Raw genomic sequence first — 18,652 nt, forward strand, 5'->3', positions numbered from 1 at the left:
CAGTTAACGTTTACTTTCTCCATCATCGGAGGCAATAGGCGAATCGGTATTGACGAAATAGTCGATGACCCCAGTATGTGATGGAGCCGGTTTCCCAGAGAGGCCAATGTTCCCCGCATATGGTCCTATGGCACTGACCCTTACAGCCTGCTTAAATCTCCCGGCCACCGTCCACGCCGAACCATCAGTAGAGTACGATTGCGTCCACTCCTGGCCCGTGCGCTTTACCCGCATATACAAGGGAGCCGGGGACCTGGCGCTTATGCGTTGATGAATCTTGGTCGTTTCCTTCGGCCCCTTAATACTCGAGGCATAGATGTGGGTTCGCGCCCCATCACTAAAAAACTCCAGCCGTAAGTATGTCCCGCTATCCTCTTCCACCACAATGCCTTGCGTGTGATATCTGGCGGTCACAGGCGAGACAAATTTGACTTCTACTTCAAAGTCCGTATCCGGGGCAGGCTGCATGATCCGCGCGGCATGATTGCCCGTGGGAGAATCGACACCCATCGCATGGGAGGTAGGCCCCGGGATCGCAAACGCGACCTCCTTGCCCGTCATCGTGAGCGCAACATCCCCTAACGAATTGATAAATGTCCATACCGATGTATCAAGAGTGTCCCCGTGAAAATCATCTGAACGTATGCCAGGTGCATTGTTAACGGTGACTGACTGCGTCGCAGTCGCTGTCAGCCCATCAATATCCGTCACGATTAAGGTAATGGCATAGGTGCCTGGAGTTTCATAGATATGTGTAAGGCTGCTCCCCGTGCCAGTCCGGCCATCACCAAAATCCCAGGCATAGCCCACAATCGCCCCGTCGGGGTCACGCGAGCCAGCGGCATCCACGGTCACCAGGAGGGGCGCTCTCCCCACACTTGGGGTCGCCGTAAAACTTGCACTTGGAGGGTATAGTATGCGCGTAAACGTCGCCGAGATAGACTGATCTGCTGTCATAGTGACGGTAATGGGCGATTGACTGCTGGTAGCAGCCCCACCCCACATGCCAAATGTCCAATCCGGAGCAGGGACAGCCGTAAGTTTAACTGTCGCTCCCTCAAGGTACGTCTCTTGATCAGGAACCTTGTGAATCGTTCCATTTCCCACACTGGACAAACTTAACCGATACGTGTCTTTCTCATCGGAGGCAATGGGCGAATCGGTATTGACGAAATAGTCGATGACCCCAGTATGTGATGGAGCCGGTTTCCCAGAGAGGCCAATGTTCCCCGCATATGGTCCTATGGCACTGACCCTTACAGCCTGCTTAAATCTCCCGGCCACCGTCCACGCCGAACCATCAGTAGAGTACGATTGCGTCCACTCCTGGCCCGTGCGCTTTACCCGCATATACAAGGGAGCCGGGGACCTGGCGCTTATGCGTTGATGAATCTTGGTCGTTTCCTTCGGCCCCTTAATACTCGAGGCATAGATGTGGGTTCGCGCCCCATCACTAAAAAACTCCAGCCGTAAGTATGTCCCGCTATCCTCTTCCACCACAATGCCTTGCGTGTGATATCTGGCGGTCACAGGCGAGACAAATTTGACTTCTACTTCAAAGTCCGTATCCGGGGCAGGCTGCATGATCCGCGCGGCATGATTGCCCGTGGGAGAATCGACACCCATCGCATGGGAGGTAGGCCCCGGGATCGCAAACGCGACCTCCTTGCCCGTCATCGTGAGCGCAACATCCCCTAACGAATTGATAAATGTCCATACCGATGTATCAAGAGTGTCCCCGTGAAAATCATCTGAACGTATGCCAGGTGCATTGTTAACGGTGACTGACTGCGTCGCAGTCGCTGTCAGCCCATCAATATCCGTCACGATTAAGGTAATGGCATAGGTGCCTGGAGTTTCATAGATATGTGTAAGGCTGCTCCCCGTGCCAGTCCGGCCATCACCAAAATCCCAGGCATAGCCCACAATCGCCCCGTCGGGGTCACGCGAGCCAGCGGCATCCACGGTCACCAGGAGGGGCGCTCTCCCCAAACTTGGGGTCATCGTAAAGCTTGCACTTGGTGGGTGTCGTTGTTTATTTCCAACGGAGATAAAATTAGAAAACGTTTTAACGTTTTGCCTTCCAGCATTACCCACCGTCAAGCTGACTGAGTACGTGCCTGTCGTTTTATAGATATGAGTTGGATGCCGTTCTCTGCTTGTCTCACCATCCCCGAAATTCCATATCCAACTCGTCGGAGTTCCCACAGAACTGTCTGTGAACGAAATAGTGAGAGGAGCAGTTCCCGTGGTAGGAGTTGCAAAAAAATCTGCTACCAAGGGAGGCAAAGGAATCAGAACGGAAATTTCATTTGAATACTGGCTATTTGTCGTGTTGGTGGCATCGTACGTCTTTGCGGCAAAATAATACCTCTGGCCAGCTTCCAAATTGCGCACCGTCCACATAGTTTCGGTACCCACATTTTGAAATTGCGTATACTGGCCACTCGCAGTTCCATATTCCAATATAAATCCCCCATATTCAGAATTTGGAGGATCCCAGGCTAGAGTTACGTCGGCAGCTTCGGCAGAACAGAGAAGAAACGCATTCATAAGGAACAGAAACGCAAGAATTCCGAAGAAAGCCTGCAAAACGCTCCCCAATTTCAAGAAAGTTGAAAGAAAAGAGATACGGCAATTCACGAGAGGCCTCCTTCAGTGCATCAATGCAATGGCTCTAAGAGCCCAGAAACCCACCGTACCGTACGTTCTCACATTGTCGTGCAATGTGCTCAGTAGAAACCGGGCATCTCTATCTCAACTGTGCATGAGATCTAGGTTTGTAGCCCTACATCCCATTCTTAGAAATGGGTTGCTGGTACAGATGGGATATATTTTGGCTGTGGGTGTTTGATCGGAAGAAATACACAATACTTTACTTGCACTTCGGTCTCGCAGATTCGAACGGTCGCGAGGATTGGTGGAAATCCCTATCGTTCATTGCCTAAGGTTTCCTGACGATATTTCATCGTTACTTTTTCCAGACATTCAGCGTTTACTTCCAAAGAACAAAACATCCATTTGCGAAATACGAGAGATTCTCATACTCAAAGCTATTGACAACGACGCTCTCCCAGCAAAGAGAGAAAATTGACCTCAAGAAAGCCTCTAGATTTACTGGGATTTAAAATGTGTGAACTCGCAAACAAAACCAGAAAGACGTACCCATCGAAGAACTACTTGAAAGCCATAAATCAATAGACACCCCTAGTACCAATAAAAAAGAGACAATTGAGCCACAGAGGGTTAAAGCGACTGCGGCAACTGGAAGAGAAAAATCATCGACCTCATAACTTACAACCAGTGTATCCAAAGCTTATAGATTGGGCAGAGAGCGCCCAAGAAGAGTACGGAGGTGAAGAGTCGAGGAGCACGGCAGGCTGCTTCAAGCACTGCCTCAATGCTGGGGCTAAAGTATATCCATGATCAGGTATTCGAGGGGCAGTACGTCTAAATTCTGACCGAAATTGATACGTTCAGGGGCATACATTCACAATGTGAGGTAAACCGAATTGCATAATTTAATCACAGGCGAAGTTGGTTGGAATGATACAAACTGACTCATCAGGCCCTATAGCCAACTCAAATATTGCAAGGCTTTCGGGGGGAGTGGTACAGTCAACGCCATATTTACCAATTTAAAAAATATCTTCTAATTACTCCTGGCAAAAAGATATTCCACGCTAGGGGTTACCCTCTGACGTGCACGATCGATCATACAGACGATAAGTCCCCAAATAGAGACAGCTCAAACTTCTGAGTGAAAGATACAATCACGAGCGTATTGTGAAAAAGATCGATGTGCGTCTATAGTTCAGGAATAAATAGTTGTCTCATTGTACAGCCAAAAACTACTAGTAATTTACACTTACAATAATGTACCGCAAGCCTGTGAAGATGGGATGTAAATCTCAAGTAAGGCCCCTCTCCGTTAATCGAGTTACGAGACGACTAGCATTCATGTGGTATGGGCTATGTTTTTATAGCCTTTGTATGTGTTTGGGGGGTGGAATAACGGAGATAGGATGGGCTCAAGTTTCACCGGCTTCTTACACGTTCAGTGGAGGGGCGACCCCGTTTCGACAAGTTTCTTTTTTGTCCATTTTTCCGGGAACGGGGTTGAATGCAGGGCCATTGCGTCTACATCCCTCTTTAGGAGTCGCAACAATTTACTCGGACAATATCTTCAGAACGGACACAAGAAGACGTGACGATGTTATTCATACTATTTCCCCTGGACTTCAAGTAATTTTGCCTTTGGGTACACGGTATCAATTCGTGGCTGACTATCGAGCAACTCAGCACTATTACTACCGTTTTTCAGAAAATAACGTATTAAGCCAAGAAGTGATGGGACAATTGAATTTAGATTTTCCAATTGGACTAGAAGTAGACTTGAAAGGCGGTCACATTGAAGGGTTTGACCAGAGGGGATCTGAGTTTGACCTTCAACAGCGAGAATTAACGACATGGAATACCAATTCTCTTGTTGGACAAATACAACACATAGGCCCCCAAATGGGGTTTAGAATGAAGTTCTTTTCTACCAACTGGAATTTTGAAAATAATGGTCAGGCCCCCATTAGAAACCTGCAACATACGGGAGCTGATGCGACGCTTATTTTTCCAGTGTTTCAAAAAACAGCTGCATTGTTAAGCGTCGAAGTCAATGATTATGACTTTAATACAAACAACCAGCTCGACAGCTTTTCGTACACAATCAGCACAGGGGTGGAACTGGCCCCCACCAGCCGAATCTCTGGGGAATTCCGTGTTGGATACCAAGTCCTGAACTTTGACCGTGCTCCTCGTATACAGCCAGCGAATTCACCTTTAAGTGAGGGAGATTCTGGAAGAGAAAATATTTTTCTTCGAGGTGATCTGAATTGGAACCCTACATCACGATTGCACGTAAACGTAAGTACTTTTCGAGGCATTCTTCAATCTGGAGTGTTTAGAAGTTCTGCAATCTTGCAAACTGGCGTATCGCTTCGGGCTACACAAAAAATTGGTGACCGCATATCGTTGAGAAGTGGGATGCTATTCGTTGACAATACGTTCGATAATCAAGCGACTGCCCTAGGCTCATCGGATAGGCAAGACAAGCAGATCACAGGAAGACTGGGATTGGACTATCGAACCGTCAAATGGTTAGGCCTGCGTTTCGAGTATATTTTCAGGAAACGATCTTCAAATATTCGTCAATTTGACTATTATGCAAATACGTTCATGCTATCGCTGCAAGGAGTCTTGTGAAAAAGATCGCCATTTACAAGAAAGTCAAAAGCTGATCTAAATAACTACGTATGGTCATATCGTACCTATTCCCAACTGTACGACTTAATCTTTGATCTTGAATATTGATATTCGCCCATGTGGTCGGACAAGTGCCAGGCAAATATGTGATAGTCTTTTTATGCACTATTTTATAAAGTCTAGGAACTCCATTCTTGTGATGGACTGAAAACGTGAATTCAAAATAAACAGAGAGCTTCAGACAATGGAGCGCTCCTTCGAAACTGGGAGGGATACATGAGAATTCTTGTGACAGGTCACAAAGGATACATTGGTGCCGTCATGGTGCCCATGCTTCATGAAAAAGGGCATGAAGTGGTGGGGATAGATAGCGATCTCTTTGAGGCTTGCTCCTTTGGAGAACCTATGCAATCAATTCCGGATATCCGGAAAGATATTCGTGATATCGAAGCCTCTGATGTGGAAGGCTTTGATGCCGTCATTCACCTCGCAGGCCTTTCGAATGATCCACTGGGGAATTTGGCTCCAAGCTTAACGTATGCAATCAATCATCAGGCGTCGGTCAAATTAGCCACCTTGGCGAAACAAGTCGGCGTACCACGATTTCTCTTCTCCTCTTCCTGCAGTAATTACGGGGCCGGAGGAGACGATCTGTTAAATGAAGAGTCGGCGTTTAATCCTGTCACCCCCTATGGAATTTCCAAAGTTCGCGTCGAACAGGATGTCGCCAAGCTAGCAGACTCAACATTCGCTCCAACCTACTTACGAAATGCGACTGCATACGGCGTGTCGCCCCGTCTTCGATTTGATCTGGTTTTAAACAATCTTGTGGCTTGGGCCTATACCAGTGGCCGCGTCTATGTGAAAAGTGATGGAACGCCATGGAGGCCCATCGTGCATATTGAGGATATCTCTCGAGCGTTCCTGGCAGTCCTCCATGCCCCGATTGAACTCGTTCACAATCAAGCGTTCAATGTAGGGGTGTCAGAAGAAAATTACCGGATCAGAGAACTGGCGGACATTGTTCAAGAGACGGTACCGGATTGCCAAATTGAATATGCCAAAGACGGCGGGCCAGATACCCGTTGCTACCGTGTCGATTTCGGTAAAATCACACGTGTACTCCCTGAGTTTCGCCCCCAATGGAATGCGCGGGATGCCGCAAAACACCTATATGAGACCTATCAGAAAGTGGGGCTTCGTTTAGAAGATTTTGAAGGTATCCGCTACAAACGAATCGATCACATTAAACATCTGTTGGAGTCGAAAAAATTGAACACCACACTCCGATGGGAGTCGGACAAGACGGACCGTCAGGTGAACGTTGGGTAGCAGTTTCTCGTGTTCATTCTCGGGTGAGGGGCTACAAATTCCTACAACCAGTATCAAGACGAACGTATAAGAACAAAGTGCTTTGAACGAAGAAATATTAGCAAAATGAATAACATCAAACCGTGCTTCAACTGTGGGGGTAACAGTTTATCCCTCTTTTATGATGTCCGGAATGTACCGGTTCATAGCTGTCTTCTGATTGACAATCGAGAGGAAGCATTGACGTATCCCAAAGGAGATATTCAATTAGCCTTTTGTCGGCGTTGCGGGTTTATCGAAAATATTCTCTTCGATCCAAGAATGCATGAATATTCATCGCGCTATGAAGAAACCCAAGGATTTTCAGCCCGATTCCAAACCTTTGCAACCAAGCTCGCCAAACGTCTGATTGAACAGTACAATCTTCGAGAGAAGCATATCTTGGAAATTGGCTGTGGCAAAGGTGAATTCTTGGTTCTGCTCTGTGAGATGGGTATGAACTATGGAACTGGGATTGACCCAGGTTATATCTCTGATCGAATTCAAAGCAATGCAAATTCACGAATCACCTTCCTTCCTGACTTCTACTCAGAAAAGTACTCACACCTTTCAGCTGATTTTGTCGTATGCCGGCATACCCTTGAGCACATACAGTCAACGTCCGATTTTCTGAAGATGGTGAGACGCTGTATTGGAGATCGTCATGAGACGATTGTTTACTTTGAGGTTCCTGACGTATCTCGCATCCTCAAGGAACAAGCCTTCTGGGATATGTATTATGAACATTGTTCGTATTTTACTTTAGATTCGTTAAAATATCTGTTCTGCTCATGTGGTTTTGAGATCCTCAACGCTCAATATGACTTTGATGACCAGTATTTACTGGTCGAAGCTCGCCCCACTCCTAGTTCGCGAGGTACGCCCCCACAGGAACCCCAGGATTTGGAGCAATTGGCGCATGACGTAAAGATATTCCAAGAGACTGTCCCTCTGAAAATGAAGCAATGGAAAGAAACTCTACAGTCTGTCACAACGCAAGATAAGCGAATAGTACTCTGGGGTTCTGGCTCAAAAGCCGTGGCCTATCTGACGACTTTGGACATTGCCCACGAACTCGACTACATCGTGGACATCAACCCACACAAACATGGAAAATTTTCTGCGGGTACCGGGCATGAAATTGTCCCGCCAGCTTTTCTAAAAACCTATCAGCCTGACCTTGTAGTCGCCATGAATCCAGCGTATTATGACGAGATTCGCTCGGATTTAAAACAGATGGGGGTTGAGGCTGAGCTGATCGCCGTTTGATCTTGACGTATGCTGGAGAAATCTCATGGATGTACAGAAACCTGACACTCACAAGAGCGGTCAACAGACACGTTGCCCAATCTGCCATCGTGAGCAATTATCAATTTTTTTTGAGAGTAAAGGACTTCCTATTCATAGCACTGCCATATGGTCAAGCAAAGAAGAAGCCGTAAGGGCCCCTAAAGGAGAGATACAATTGGGGTTCTGCACTGCCTGCAGTATGATCTACAACATCGCCTTTGACCCCTCCCTCATGCGCTACGCACAACAGTACGAAAACTGCCTCCATTTCTCACCCCATTTTCAAGGATATGCCAGGGAATTGGCAGACCAGCTTGTAGAAAAACATCGGCTTCAGGGAAAAACAATTATTGAGATTGGGTGTGGCAGTGGCGAATTTTTGTCGATGTTGTGTGAGGGAGGACGAAATCGTGGAGTTGGCTTTGATCCGAGTTATGACGGAAAAAGACCGGACAGCTTGCTCTTAGAACATCTCACCTTTATCAAAGGATATTATTCAGAAGCGCATACGGACTACCAAGCAGACTTCATTTGCTCTCGTCATGTATTAGAGCATGTCGAATCTCCATCCGACTTTCTCTCGCACATACGAAAAGCCATTGGCAGTCGGCAGGATTGCATGGTCTTTTTTGAAGTTCCCACTGTCCTCTATTTGCTTCGTGACCTGAGCATTTGGGACATTATGTATGAGCATTGCTCATACTTTTGCGAACACTCACTTGCCCAGGCGTTTTCCGAAAACGGATTTTTCGTTCAACAGGTAACTGAGGCCTTTTCCGGACAAGTTTTGTGTCTCGAGGCAACACCAGCTCATGAACCCCGCACCTCTCCCTCTGCAGAGCAAGACAATAGCTCTACAGAAATACAGGGCCTCGTAAAAGCGTTTGCGGAAAACTATCAGGAAAAACTCAATGGGTGGAGAAATACACTACGCGAATTTACCCTCAAAGGTCAAAAGGCCGTGTTGTGGGGGGCAGGAGCCAGAGGGGCAAGTTTTCTGAATATGCTTGACGCAACAGACACGATTGAATATGCCGTGGACATCAGCCCCCGGAAACATGGGCAATACATGGGAGGAACTGGCCAGCGAATTGTTGCCCCGGCGGATCTTGAACGCATAAAACCTGATGTGATTATACTCACGAACCCCATATATGAAACGGAAATTAGGGAACTGGTCAACCGTATGGGACTAGAAAGCACCTTGCTTACGGCTTAAATGTTCTAAGAGACCCACAAGAAATGGCAGAGGAACACCATATGACGAACATATCAGACTACGATCACATGCGAGGCGATAGGATCGAGGTGAGCGGAGCCTGCCGTTTTTGTGACACACCCTTGACCCACACCTTTGTAGATTTAGGAATGTCCCCCCCATGTGAAAGCTACCTACATGCAACACAACTGAATCACATGGAACCATTTTACCCCCTGCACGTGTATGTCTGCGCAACATGCTTGTTAGTTCAACTCGAAGAATATGTGAAGCCGGAACATATCTTCACGGAGTATGCCTACTTTTCATCATACTCAGATTCGTGGCTTGCGCATGCAAAGGCCTATACGGATATGGCCAGCGAACGATTCACGCTAGACGACAAGAGCCTGGTGGTGGAACTTGCAAGCAATGATGGCTATTTACTGCAGTACTTCGTAGAAAAGAATATCCCAGTTCTCGGCATCGAACCGGCCGTCAACATCGCAAAGGTCGCCAACGAAAAGGGCATCAGAACCGTTGTCCAATTTTTTTGCGAGGAAACCGCACGAGAAATGGCAGAGAAAGGTCAACAGGCCGACCTCGTGATCGGAAACAATGTCTTAGCGCAAGTGCCAGACCTCAATGGATTTATTAAAGGCATGAAGATCATCCTGAAGCCGCAAGGGGTGATCTCCATGGAATTTCCACATCTCATGCGGCTTATGGAAGAAGCGCAGTTTGATACGATTTACCATGAGCATTTTTCGTATTTTTCTTTTTTAACGGTAGAGAGAATTTTTCAGGCTCATGGTTTAAAGCTTTTCGATGTCGAAGAACTCTGGACGCATGGAGGGTCATTACGAATCTTTGCATGTCACGACACCGACACGTCAAAGAGTACAACCCAACGTATAGCCGATCTCAGGGCAACTGAAACAGATGCTGGCTTTGGTGAACTCGAGGGCCATCTAGCCTTTGAACCGAAAGTTCGAGCCATCAAGTGGAAGATACTGGACTTCTTAATTGTGACGAAGCGAGAGGGGAAATCCGTTGTCGGATACGGCGCTCCAGGAAAGGGAAATACCTTACTCAACTATTGCGGGATCCGATCCGACTTTCTCGACTTTACCGTTGATCGAAATCCGTATAAACAAGGCAAGTTTCTGCCCGGCACGCATATTCCAATCGAGCATCCTGACAAAATCAGAGCAACGAAGCCGGATTACCTCTTTGTCTTGCCATGGAATTTTAAAGACGAAATTATCGAACAGATGGCCTATATTCGTGAATGGGGCGGACAATTTCTCGTCCCCATCCCCGACGTCAAAATTTATTGAGAGATACTCGTTTTCTCGTATAATTGGGGACCTATGGTCAAGAGGAGGAGACCCCCATCATGAAAGTCGTGCTATTTTGTGGAGGGCTAGGGATGAGGTTGCGGGAATACTCTGAAACAATTCCCAAACCAATGGTCACGATTGGCTACAGGCCGATACTCTGGCATGTGATGAAGTACTACGCACATTACGGACATAAAGACTTCATTCTCTGTCTTGGCTACCGCGCCGACGTAATCAAAGAATATTTCTTACAGTACAACGAATGTCTTTCGAATAATTTCACCATAAAAAATGGCGGAAAATCCCTTGAACTTTTGAATACGGACACACAAGACTGGAATATTACGTTTGTTGACACCGGGCTCAAGTCAAATATTGGACAGCGCCTGAAAGCCGTTGAATCTTACCTCGGAGAAGATGAAGTATTTTTGGCAAACTACAGCGACAGTTTGACTGACTGTCCCCTACCCGACATATTAGACCATTTCTCAAAAATCAAGAAAACAGCGAGTTTCTTGTGCGTGAGGCCACCACACAGTTTTCATGTTGTTCAGATGAAACATGATGGTCAAGTGACAGATGTCCGTCATGTCGGTGATTCAGGGCTATGGATTAACGGTGGGTTTTTTGTGCTACGAAAGGAAATTTTCCAATACATGCACGACGGCGAAGAGTTGGTTTGTGAACCCTTTGCGCGACTCGTCGAACAAGATCAGCTCTCGGCCTATCAATACCGAGGATTTTGGGCGACCATGGATACATTTAAAGAAAAACAGCACTTGGACGAACTAGATGCCAGCGGGGAGGCTCCCTGGGAACTCTGGCGTTTTTCCGGGCCGAAGCAGGACAATAGAGATGTGAATACTGAGATTGCGAAAAGTCATGAACAGCCTTCGTAAACCATCGTCGAATACGTATCAGACTCTGCGCTCACTCATGAATAACAGAAAAACTCATGACACTTAAGTGGCGCTTCGATAACAGCAAGGCATCACCTCTCCGAGTCCTATGCCTTGGAGCCCATGCCGATGACATAGAAATTGGATGTGGAGCGACTGTCCTCAAGTTGATTGAAGACTACGTAAACATTGAATTGTATTGGGTAGTTTTCAGTGCGAATCACACAAGAGCTGAAGAGGCCCGCGCAAGTGCTAGCTCATTTCTCAAAGATGCCCCGAACCATCATGTTATCCTCAACACATTTAAAGATTCGTTTTTTAATTTCATTGGTGCCGAAATTAAAGATTACTTCCAGCAACTTCGGAAAGAGTTTGAGCCTGATTTGATTCTGACCCATTACCGACATGATCTTCACCAAGATCATCGAACAATATCCGAACTCACCTGGAATACCTATCGAAACCATACGATTTTAGAGTATGAGATTCCGAAATATGATGGGGATCTCGGACAGCCGAATGTGTTCATGTGTCCCAGTGAAGACCTGTGCAAAAAAAAAGTACGTTACATAATGGACAGCTTCACATCTCAACAAGACAAGAGGTGGTTCACCGAAGAGACATTTATGTCAATTATGAGACTTCGCGGCATCGAATCAAATGCGCCCAACCAATATGCCGAAGCCTTTTACGGGCGGAAGATCATTCTCTAAGTATATATGCTAGGCACCAGGACCATCTCTGTATGAATAGATGCCAAAGCATCACTACGAGAAAGCATTCCTCACCTCTGCTATGCGCCTGAAAGCCTTCCGCTCCGGACTGGCAGTAACCGCGTCCAATGCCACACTCAGACTTTTTCAAGCACTCTCGACTATTCTTTTAGCACGACTTCTGGACCCGCAAGATTTTGGACTTGTGAGTTTAGGCGGAGCCTTGATTGGAATCTGCGGGTTATTTTCTGGCTTGGGCATGAAAGCCGCCCTCATTGCTTCGACAGATGAAACCAACAAAGCTGCTTTTCACGCATTCCTCATCACAACAACTGTCGGATGTCTTTTTACAGCGTTGATTGCGGGGTTCGCTTCCGAATTTGCTTTAATTTTTGGTGGGAACGAGCTAACGAAGATCTGTCAATGGATGGCCGTTATTGTCTTGTTTAATGCCATCGGCCTCATTCCAGATGCGCTCCTTTCTAAGGAGATGATGTTCGGGCGGCGTATTATTCCAGCAGCCGTCAGCTCCCTGAGCTATATGCTAACGGCTGTGGGAATGGCCTATGCGGGGTTTGGCTTGTGGAGCCTTGTCTATGGTCGACTCGTCAAATCATGTATGGCGTTACTGACAAACGTCCTCGTCTGTCCAACATTACGATGGCTTATTCCACATAAGTGGGACCCATTCGTCGCCAAAAATCTGACGAAATTTGGTATGACGACTCTCGGGACCGGCCTCGTGCAATACGGCTACGAACATGGCGACAAACTCGTCGTTGGGAAACTGTTCGGGACAACACAACTTGGATTCTATAGTCAAGCCTATACCATCTCAGCTCTCACAGTTGGTCAAATCTCCATGATCACAAACTCGGTCTTGTTCCCCGCCTACGCTACGATACGAGATGATAACACGCGTTTAGCAAAGGCATTCCTCAACAGTCTTCAAATGTTGTCGGCAATTACCATCCCTTTTTCTATGGGATTGCTCATTCTTGCGCCCGAATTGATAATTTTCTTGATTGGTGAAAAATGGCGCGCCTCAATCCCACTCCTTCAGATTTTTGCATTCCTCGGCCTCTTGAGACCACTGTCGGGAATTGCTTCTCCCTTGTTCTTGGCGATTAATCGACCTCAATATAATTTCGGAGGCGCATTAATTCAAGGTATAGCCATGATCATACTCGTTATCATATTCATCCCTTGGGAAGTTGAGGGCATTGCCCTTGCTCTCGTCGGCGCCTTTGCTATAGGGTTCATTTATAATATGTTCATCTTATGTAGAAATACAGGTCTGCCAATTTCACTTCGCGACTACCTCTCACAGATGTTACCGACACTCATCGCGACGGTTGTTATGATGGCAATTGTGCTGTGCCTGAAAGAACCCCTCTTGAATATGGTTGCAGGTGCTCACAATGTATTCTCCCTTTTAAGTTTGGTCATCACAGGAATCATCAGTTATGGATTAACGCTTTATGTCATTAAGCCACATCTTGTTACAGACATTATTGAATTAATCTTTTCCGGTCTGGGACTGGGCAAACACACACCAAAATTCCTCGTGGCAAGGAAAAAGTAAAGTTAACGAACACATACACAATAAGGACATAGCCAGGTGTCGAGAAAACCCAGCATCACTATCGGTCTCCCGACCTATAATGCCGAAAAATTTCTCGAGGAAACGCTTGATTCGCTCTTAGAGCAAACATTTCAAGATTTTGAAATTATTATATCCGACAACGCCTCGACTGATCGTACGGAGTCCATCTGCCAAACCTACGTGGCACGAGATTCAAGAATTCGGTATGTGAGAAATGAAAAAAATCTAGGAGCGGCATTCAACTATAACCAAACATTTGAGCTCTCTGTTGGAGAATACTTCAAGTGGGCAGCTGCCGATGATCTTTGCGCGCCAAGTTATATTGAAAAATGCATCACAGCATTAGAAAGACGGCAAGAAGCCGTGCTCTGTTATTCACATACAACACTAATTGATGAGTACGGAACATCGCTCAGACAGGCCAAAATTGGCCCTGACCTCGACTTACCATCAGTGACTGACCGGTTCCATCGCGGAGTCTGCAACCTCAGTCATTGCAATGCCGTGCTTGGTGTCATACGTTCAGATATACTAAGGAAAACACGGTTAATTCAAAATTATTCTCCATCAGACAAAGTGTTATTACTGGAACTCATGCTGTACGGTCCGTTTATTGAATTACCGGAATACCTCTTCTTTCGCCGATTGCATCCTGCAGCTTCTGGACATGTCAAAACAATTGAAGCTCAGCAGGAATTTTATGATCCTCAAACCAAAGGGAAAATTTTTTTATTTGCCTGGAATCTTCTCATTCAGAAATTAAGAGTCGTCAGAGAGGCTCCTTCTAGCCCGCTCCAAAAAATGCATATGTTATTAAGTATTGCCAGAAGAATGCTCACGGATCGAAAACGATTATTGATGGAACCGATTATTGGATTGATGCTGCTTTTAGGCATGAAAACCACATCAAAAACACAAATTTGACGCTGAATGCGAATACCAATGCGCTAGATGAGATCCTAGACCTATGCGAGTTCTTGCCGTTACTAATATGTACCCCACGCGCGAGCATCCTACAGTAGGAACTTTTGTGCAACAACAAATTCAAGGACTGGAAGCCTGTGGACTTGAAGTGGATGTCCTTTGCGTCAAACGAGTTGAACAAGGGAGAAAAACCTATCGAGATCTTGGGAAAGCCATTTCTACAAAATTAACAGAATTTAACCCTGATATTGTCCATGCATTATATGGCGGGCTCTTGGCCGAAACTGTAACACGGGTTGTCAAAGACCGCCCGGTGCTTGTTTCATTCTGTGGAACCGATCTTCTTGGAGGTTCATTTTTTAATTTTTTTAAGCGAATGACCGTCCGTCTAGGCGTCTTTGCCTCATATCTTGCAGCTCACAGAGCAAACGGTATTATCGTAAAATCCGAAAATCTTAAAAGCGCTCTTCCTCAAAAAATCGACCGACAAAAGGTGTGGATCCTGCCAAATGGTGTCGATCTCAATCGTTTTCAGCCACAAGACCGCATCACGGCTTGCACGCGATTAGGGTGGGACCCCAATTGCTTCAATGTTCTTTTTGCAGATAAAGCTCACCGCCCTCACAAACGCTTTGAACTAGCTAAATTGGCAGGAGAGCAAGTATCGGCTGGCGGAATTCCTCTCGTACTAAGAATTTTGACAGGAGTTCCGCATCAGGAAGTATCGACATGGCTCAACGCAAGTAATGTACTTCTGTTGACTTCTTATCAAGAAGGGTCGCCAAATATCGTTAAAGAGGCGCTTGCCTGTAATCGTCCTGTCGTTTCACTCGATATTGGGGATGTCAAGGAACGCATACATGATATTCCAGGCTGCTACATCGCAGAGCCCAATCCTTCCGACATTGCAGAAAAACTAAGGGATGTCTTCAATGGACCAGATGTTGTGACAGGACGTCAAAAGGTCATGGAGTTATCATTAGATCAGGTGGCTCATCGACTCATTACTATTTACCAAACGGTTATTGATGGAAAAGATACACCGCACCGACTCCTACAATCTTTGCCCACACCTTCTAATCCTTTATTAGCAAATCGTCGAAAACCCAATGCGACGGATTGTTCATCCACGTAGCAAGGGAATATATGTTGCCAACTTTTATTGGGATTGGCCCGGGCCGCACGGGCACTTCTATGCTGTACGAACTGTTACTGGAACACCCAGAGATAGCGTTGGCTCATGGAACAAAAGAGACCAGTTTTTTTACTTTTGAATACAATAAAGGAATTGCATGGTATAGAAACTTTTACAGACATGCGACAAATGCCAAAGCGATTGGGGAAATTTCTACATCCTACTTCTATGAAGAAAAAGTCCCTAAGCGAATGTGGGAAACCTTACCAAACGTACGATTGTTCACCTGCCTACGAAATCCATTTGAAAGATTATACTCTGTATATATCTACCGGAAGCGATCAAAACAAATTCCACATGACATGCCTTTGGAAAAAGCTCTTTCTAATTATCCAGATCTTATAGACGACAATTGTTATTACACGCATCTCACCAGGTACTACTCCTATTTTCCGAAAGACCAAATATGTATACTGCTCTATGATGATTTAGTAGCTACACCAGAACTCTTCATTCGGAAACTTTTATCGTTTCTTGGCGTCACGACCGATTTCACTTCCACGGTCATCAACCAACGTATCAATGCGAGTTCGACACCAAGATTAAAACTCCTTGGATCCTTAGCAGCCTACACGGCTAGTTCTCTCCGAAAAATGGGCTTCTTGCACTTGCTAGACGTTTTAAAACGATCGCCCGTTGTTAGGCAAAGCGTTCTCAAACCAACGGCTCTAGACACTCATCACCCCTCGATGTTTTTACAAGAAACAACAATACAAAGATTAAAGAAAATATGGGAGCCACAAGTAGTGGGAGTTGAAGGATTAGTTGGCCGTTCACTTCGACATTGGGTAAATCATAAGGGACCCTCTATCAAAGAAGGGAACGTATAGGGCCTGGAATTATTGGTCGCCTACAATAAGTGTGCTCTGGTTCTACAAACTGCCTTTTTGCACTATGCTGTATGAAAAATATGAATAGAACCTACAAGTATCACCCTGTGGCTTTTATGATAAAATTAGGGCTGCGCCCGATCCTGGATGATGCCCTCAACTGGCGCGCACATATGAATTTGAAGCTGATGCGTTGGCTAGATGAAGAGTTCCGACTCTCGACATATGTATAAGATCCGCCAGTTGACGAGCTGGGGACGATGACAGGTGAATAACGAGAGGAGGCGGCAACAGTTCCTGTGGTAAATTGGGCTGCTGAACTTACGCGCGATCTGTCGTGAACCACGCACGAGACAGCCCTACCCTCACCATCGAATATACCCGTATCTTCTGCGAAACATTGCTGTCTCGCTGTTGAACCAAGGCTGGGGGATAGATGTTATCGACATTCCAACCCAAGGAGGGGCGTGTATATTATATAGCGGTCACGCACTGACATAACTGGAAATTGCTCTCATGGCACTTGGCGAATCCGATGGAGACACATGTCTGACTTGAGGTATTGGAAGAGAGGCTGGAGCCTTATCATCCGCCAGACCTATGCAACCCGAACCACGAATCCCAATATACGTTGCGGAAGTTCACCACAAGGCTCAAAAAACACGGGAGCAAACTTTCAATGGATGGAAAAGGCTGGTAGCTGGATAATGTCTTCAATGAACGACTGTAGTGGAATTTGAAATATGAATAAGTGAGCCTGAATTCCTTTGCAAACGGTGCTCAGGCTTGCCAAGAAGTCAATTGCATCTTTCTTAAGACTCGCAGGATTTTGCACAGACAATTACTGAAGCGAATAGTTGATTAACTACCAATCCTCGCTGAGAATTTACAAGAGACTGCTAGCAATACAGAACCATGTAAGCCTGAAATTTTAGAAAAAAACAATGTCCAAGCCCTATAGAGTATTACACATTACCGATGCACTATCAGCTGCAGGCAGAGAGCGAGTGGTAGTTAATCTTCTAAATCATCTCCCACGAGTGCAATGTAAAGTATTCTTATGCACAACACGAGGAGATGGTCCGTTAGAGGTTGAATTAGCACAGGACATCATTAAACTCAAATTAAGACGTCGATATTTGCTCGACCTAAAAGCGATAAAACACCTAGTCGATTTTATTAGAGAACATGACATTCAGATCCTTCATGCCCATGGACCTTCGCTATTTATTGCAATGCTTGCATCATTCTTTTCACCCTTTCCAGCTTTGCTCTGGCATATTCACAAGGGTCACTTGGCGTTTGCCAAGCATACGGCTTGGCTTTACAGACTTGTGGCAAGACGCATTAGAGGAACGATTACGGTGAACCAGAACTTAGCAGTTTGGGCTCATCATAAATTGCACTTACCGTCTAATCGGGTTTGGTATGTTCCAAACTTTGCATGGCATAATAATGGAATTCGTAAGGCAACACCCCTTCCTGGCGATGCAGGCTTCAGAATTGTTTGCGTGGCAAACCTTCGTCCGCCCAAGGATCACATGACACAACTTCACGCCATGGCACTTGTCACTCAGCAAATCACAAGAGCACATTTAATCCTGGTAGGTTCCTCAATCGACATAGACTACCGTAACGAAATGAAAAAATTGATAGATAATTATGGTTTGGAGAAAAACGTTTCCTTTCTCGGCCAACGAAATGATGTATTTAATATCCTAGATGAATGTGATATCGGGGTGCTTAGTTCAACGTCCGAGGGATTCCCAATGACACTCATAGAATACAGTATGGCCAAGCTTCCTGTTGTAGCTACACAAGTAGGTCAATGCGCTGAATTACTCGATCATGGCCGAGCAGGAATTTTAATTCCTCCTGGTTCTCCGCATCAGCTTGCCAAGGAAATTCTGAGTTTACTTCAAACACCTGAGAAGAAAGAATTTCTTGGAAAACAACTGAATCTTTTTGTGCAGAAAGAATTCAATCAAGAACGTATCCTTGGGAAAATCTGTCACGCCTATGAGGTAGTATTAAATGATTAAAATGAC

At 45.8% G+C, this 18,652-nt stretch carries 13 protein-coding genes; 12 read left to right on the forward strand and 1 reads right to left on the reverse strand.

The window, feature by feature from the left end; genetic code table 11:
- Positions 1-3: 3 nt before the first annotated feature.
- Positions 4-2,643, reverse strand: a complete 2,640-nt coding sequence (locus ACWHX8_RS14275) for a PKD domain-containing protein (protein ID WP_447968801.1) — start codon at positions 2,641-2,643, stop codon at positions 4-6.
- Positions 2,644-3,993: 1,350 nt separating this feature from the next.
- Here ACWHX8_RS14275 and ACWHX8_RS14280 point away from each other — a divergent pair.
- The 12 genes from ACWHX8_RS14280 (at position 3,994) to ACWHX8_RS14335 (ending at position 18,646) form a co-directional block, all read left to right on the forward strand.
- Entirely contained in the window at positions 3,994-5,256 is a 1,263-nt protein-coding gene (locus ACWHX8_RS14280) for an outer membrane beta-barrel protein (RefSeq protein WP_447971918.1), read from the forward strand.
- A gap of 276 nt (positions 5,257-5,532) precedes the next feature.
- A complete protein-coding gene (locus ACWHX8_RS14285; RefSeq protein WP_447968802.1) occupies positions 5,533-6,588 on the forward strand; it encodes an NAD-dependent epimerase/dehydratase family protein in 1,056 nt (351 codons plus the stop codon).
- A gap of 105 nt (positions 6,589-6,693) precedes the next feature.
- Positions 6,694-7,875, forward strand: a complete 1,182-nt coding sequence (locus tag ACWHX8_RS14290; protein ID WP_447968803.1) for a class I SAM-dependent methyltransferase — start codon at positions 6,694-6,696, stop codon at positions 7,873-7,875.
- Between the two features lie 25 nt (positions 7,876-7,900).
- Positions 7,901-9,115 (forward strand): class I SAM-dependent methyltransferase, encoded by a 1,215-nt coding sequence (locus ACWHX8_RS14295; RefSeq protein ID WP_447968804.1) that lies wholly within the window; start codon positions 7,901-7,903, stop codon positions 9,113-9,115.
- A gap of 41 nt (positions 9,116-9,156) precedes the next feature.
- Positions 9,157-10,434 carry a methyltransferase domain-containing protein gene (locus ACWHX8_RS14300; RefSeq protein ID WP_447968805.1) on the forward strand — a complete coding sequence of 426 codons (1,278 nt, stop codon included), beginning with the start codon at positions 9,157-9,159 and terminating at the stop codon, positions 10,432-10,434.
- Between the two features lie 59 nt (positions 10,435-10,493).
- On the forward strand, positions 10,494-11,336 hold the full coding sequence (locus ACWHX8_RS14305; RefSeq protein ID WP_447968806.1) for a glucose-1-phosphate cytidylyltransferase: 843 nt from the start codon (positions 10,494-10,496) through the stop codon (positions 11,334-11,336).
- A 56-nt stretch (positions 11,337-11,392) separates the two neighbouring features.
- The gene (locus ACWHX8_RS14310) at positions 11,393-12,049 is read left to right on the forward strand and encodes a PIG-L deacetylase family protein (RefSeq protein WP_447968807.1); all 657 of its coding nucleotides are present in this window, start codon (positions 11,393-11,395) and stop codon (positions 12,047-12,049) included.
- A gap of 40 nt (positions 12,050-12,089) precedes the next feature.
- Entirely contained in the window at positions 12,090-13,634 is a 1,545-nt protein-coding gene (locus ACWHX8_RS14315) for a lipopolysaccharide biosynthesis protein (protein ID WP_447968808.1), read from the forward strand.
- Positions 13,635-13,670: 36 nt separating this feature from the next.
- Complete coding sequence (locus ACWHX8_RS14320; protein ID WP_447968809.1) at positions 13,671-14,579, forward strand: glycosyltransferase family 2 protein; 909 nt, start codon at positions 13,671-13,673, stop codon at positions 14,577-14,579.
- 106 nt (positions 14,580-14,685) lie between these two features.
- Positions 14,686-15,714: a glycosyltransferase gene (locus ACWHX8_RS14325; protein ID WP_447968810.1), complete on the forward strand. Its 1,029-nt coding sequence runs from the start codon at positions 14,686-14,688 to the stop codon at positions 15,712-15,714.
- 11 nt (positions 15,715-15,725) lie between these two features.
- Positions 15,726-16,604 carry a sulfotransferase domain-containing protein gene (locus tag ACWHX8_RS14330; RefSeq protein WP_447968811.1) on the forward strand — a complete coding sequence of 293 codons (879 nt, stop codon included), beginning with the start codon at positions 15,726-15,728 and terminating at the stop codon, positions 16,602-16,604.
- A gap of 944 nt (positions 16,605-17,548) precedes the next feature.
- Positions 17,549-18,646, forward strand: a complete 1,098-nt coding sequence (locus ACWHX8_RS14335; protein WP_447968812.1) for a glycosyltransferase — start codon at positions 17,549-17,551, stop codon at positions 18,644-18,646.
- The last annotated feature ends 6 nt before the right edge of the window (positions 18,647-18,652 follow it).

It is taken from the genome of Nitrospira sp. M1 (assembly GCF_965152605.1).

Excerpts from the sequence above, each read along its gene's own strand:
- ACWHX8_RS14295 (WP_447968804.1), top strand. The coding sequence starts at position 7,901 with ATGGATGTACAGAAACCTGACACTCACAAGAGCGGTCAACAGACACGT.
- ACWHX8_RS14315 (WP_447968808.1), top strand. The coding sequence starts at position 12,090 with ATGCCAAAGCATCACTACGAGAAAGCATTCCTCACCTCTGCTATGCGC.
- ACWHX8_RS14290 (WP_447968803.1), top strand. The coding sequence starts at position 6,694 with ATGAATAACATCAAACCGTGCTTCAACTGTGGGGGTAACAGTTTATCC.
- ACWHX8_RS14310 (WP_447968807.1), top strand. The coding sequence starts at position 11,393 with ATGACACTTAAGTGGCGCTTCGATAACAGCAAGGCATCACCTCTCCGA.
- ACWHX8_RS14330 (WP_447968811.1), top strand. The coding sequence starts at position 15,726 with ATGTTGCCAACTTTTATTGGGATTGGCCCGGGCCGCACGGGCACTTCT.
- ACWHX8_RS14305 (WP_447968806.1), top strand. The coding sequence starts at position 10,494 with ATGAAAGTCGTGCTATTTTGTGGAGGGCTAGGGATGAGGTTGCGGGAA.
- ACWHX8_RS14335 (WP_447968812.1), top strand. The coding sequence starts at position 17,549 with ATGTCCAAGCCCTATAGAGTATTACACATTACCGATGCACTATCAGCT.
- ACWHX8_RS14300 (WP_447968805.1), top strand. The coding sequence starts at position 9,157 with ATGACGAACATATCAGACTACGATCACATGCGAGGCGATAGGATCGAG.
- ACWHX8_RS14280 (WP_447971918.1), top strand. The coding sequence starts at position 3,994 with ATGTGTTTGGGGGGTGGAATAACGGAGATAGGATGGGCTCAAGTTTCA.
- ACWHX8_RS14285 (WP_447968802.1), top strand. The coding sequence starts at position 5,533 with ATGAGAATTCTTGTGACAGGTCACAAAGGATACATTGGTGCCGTCATG.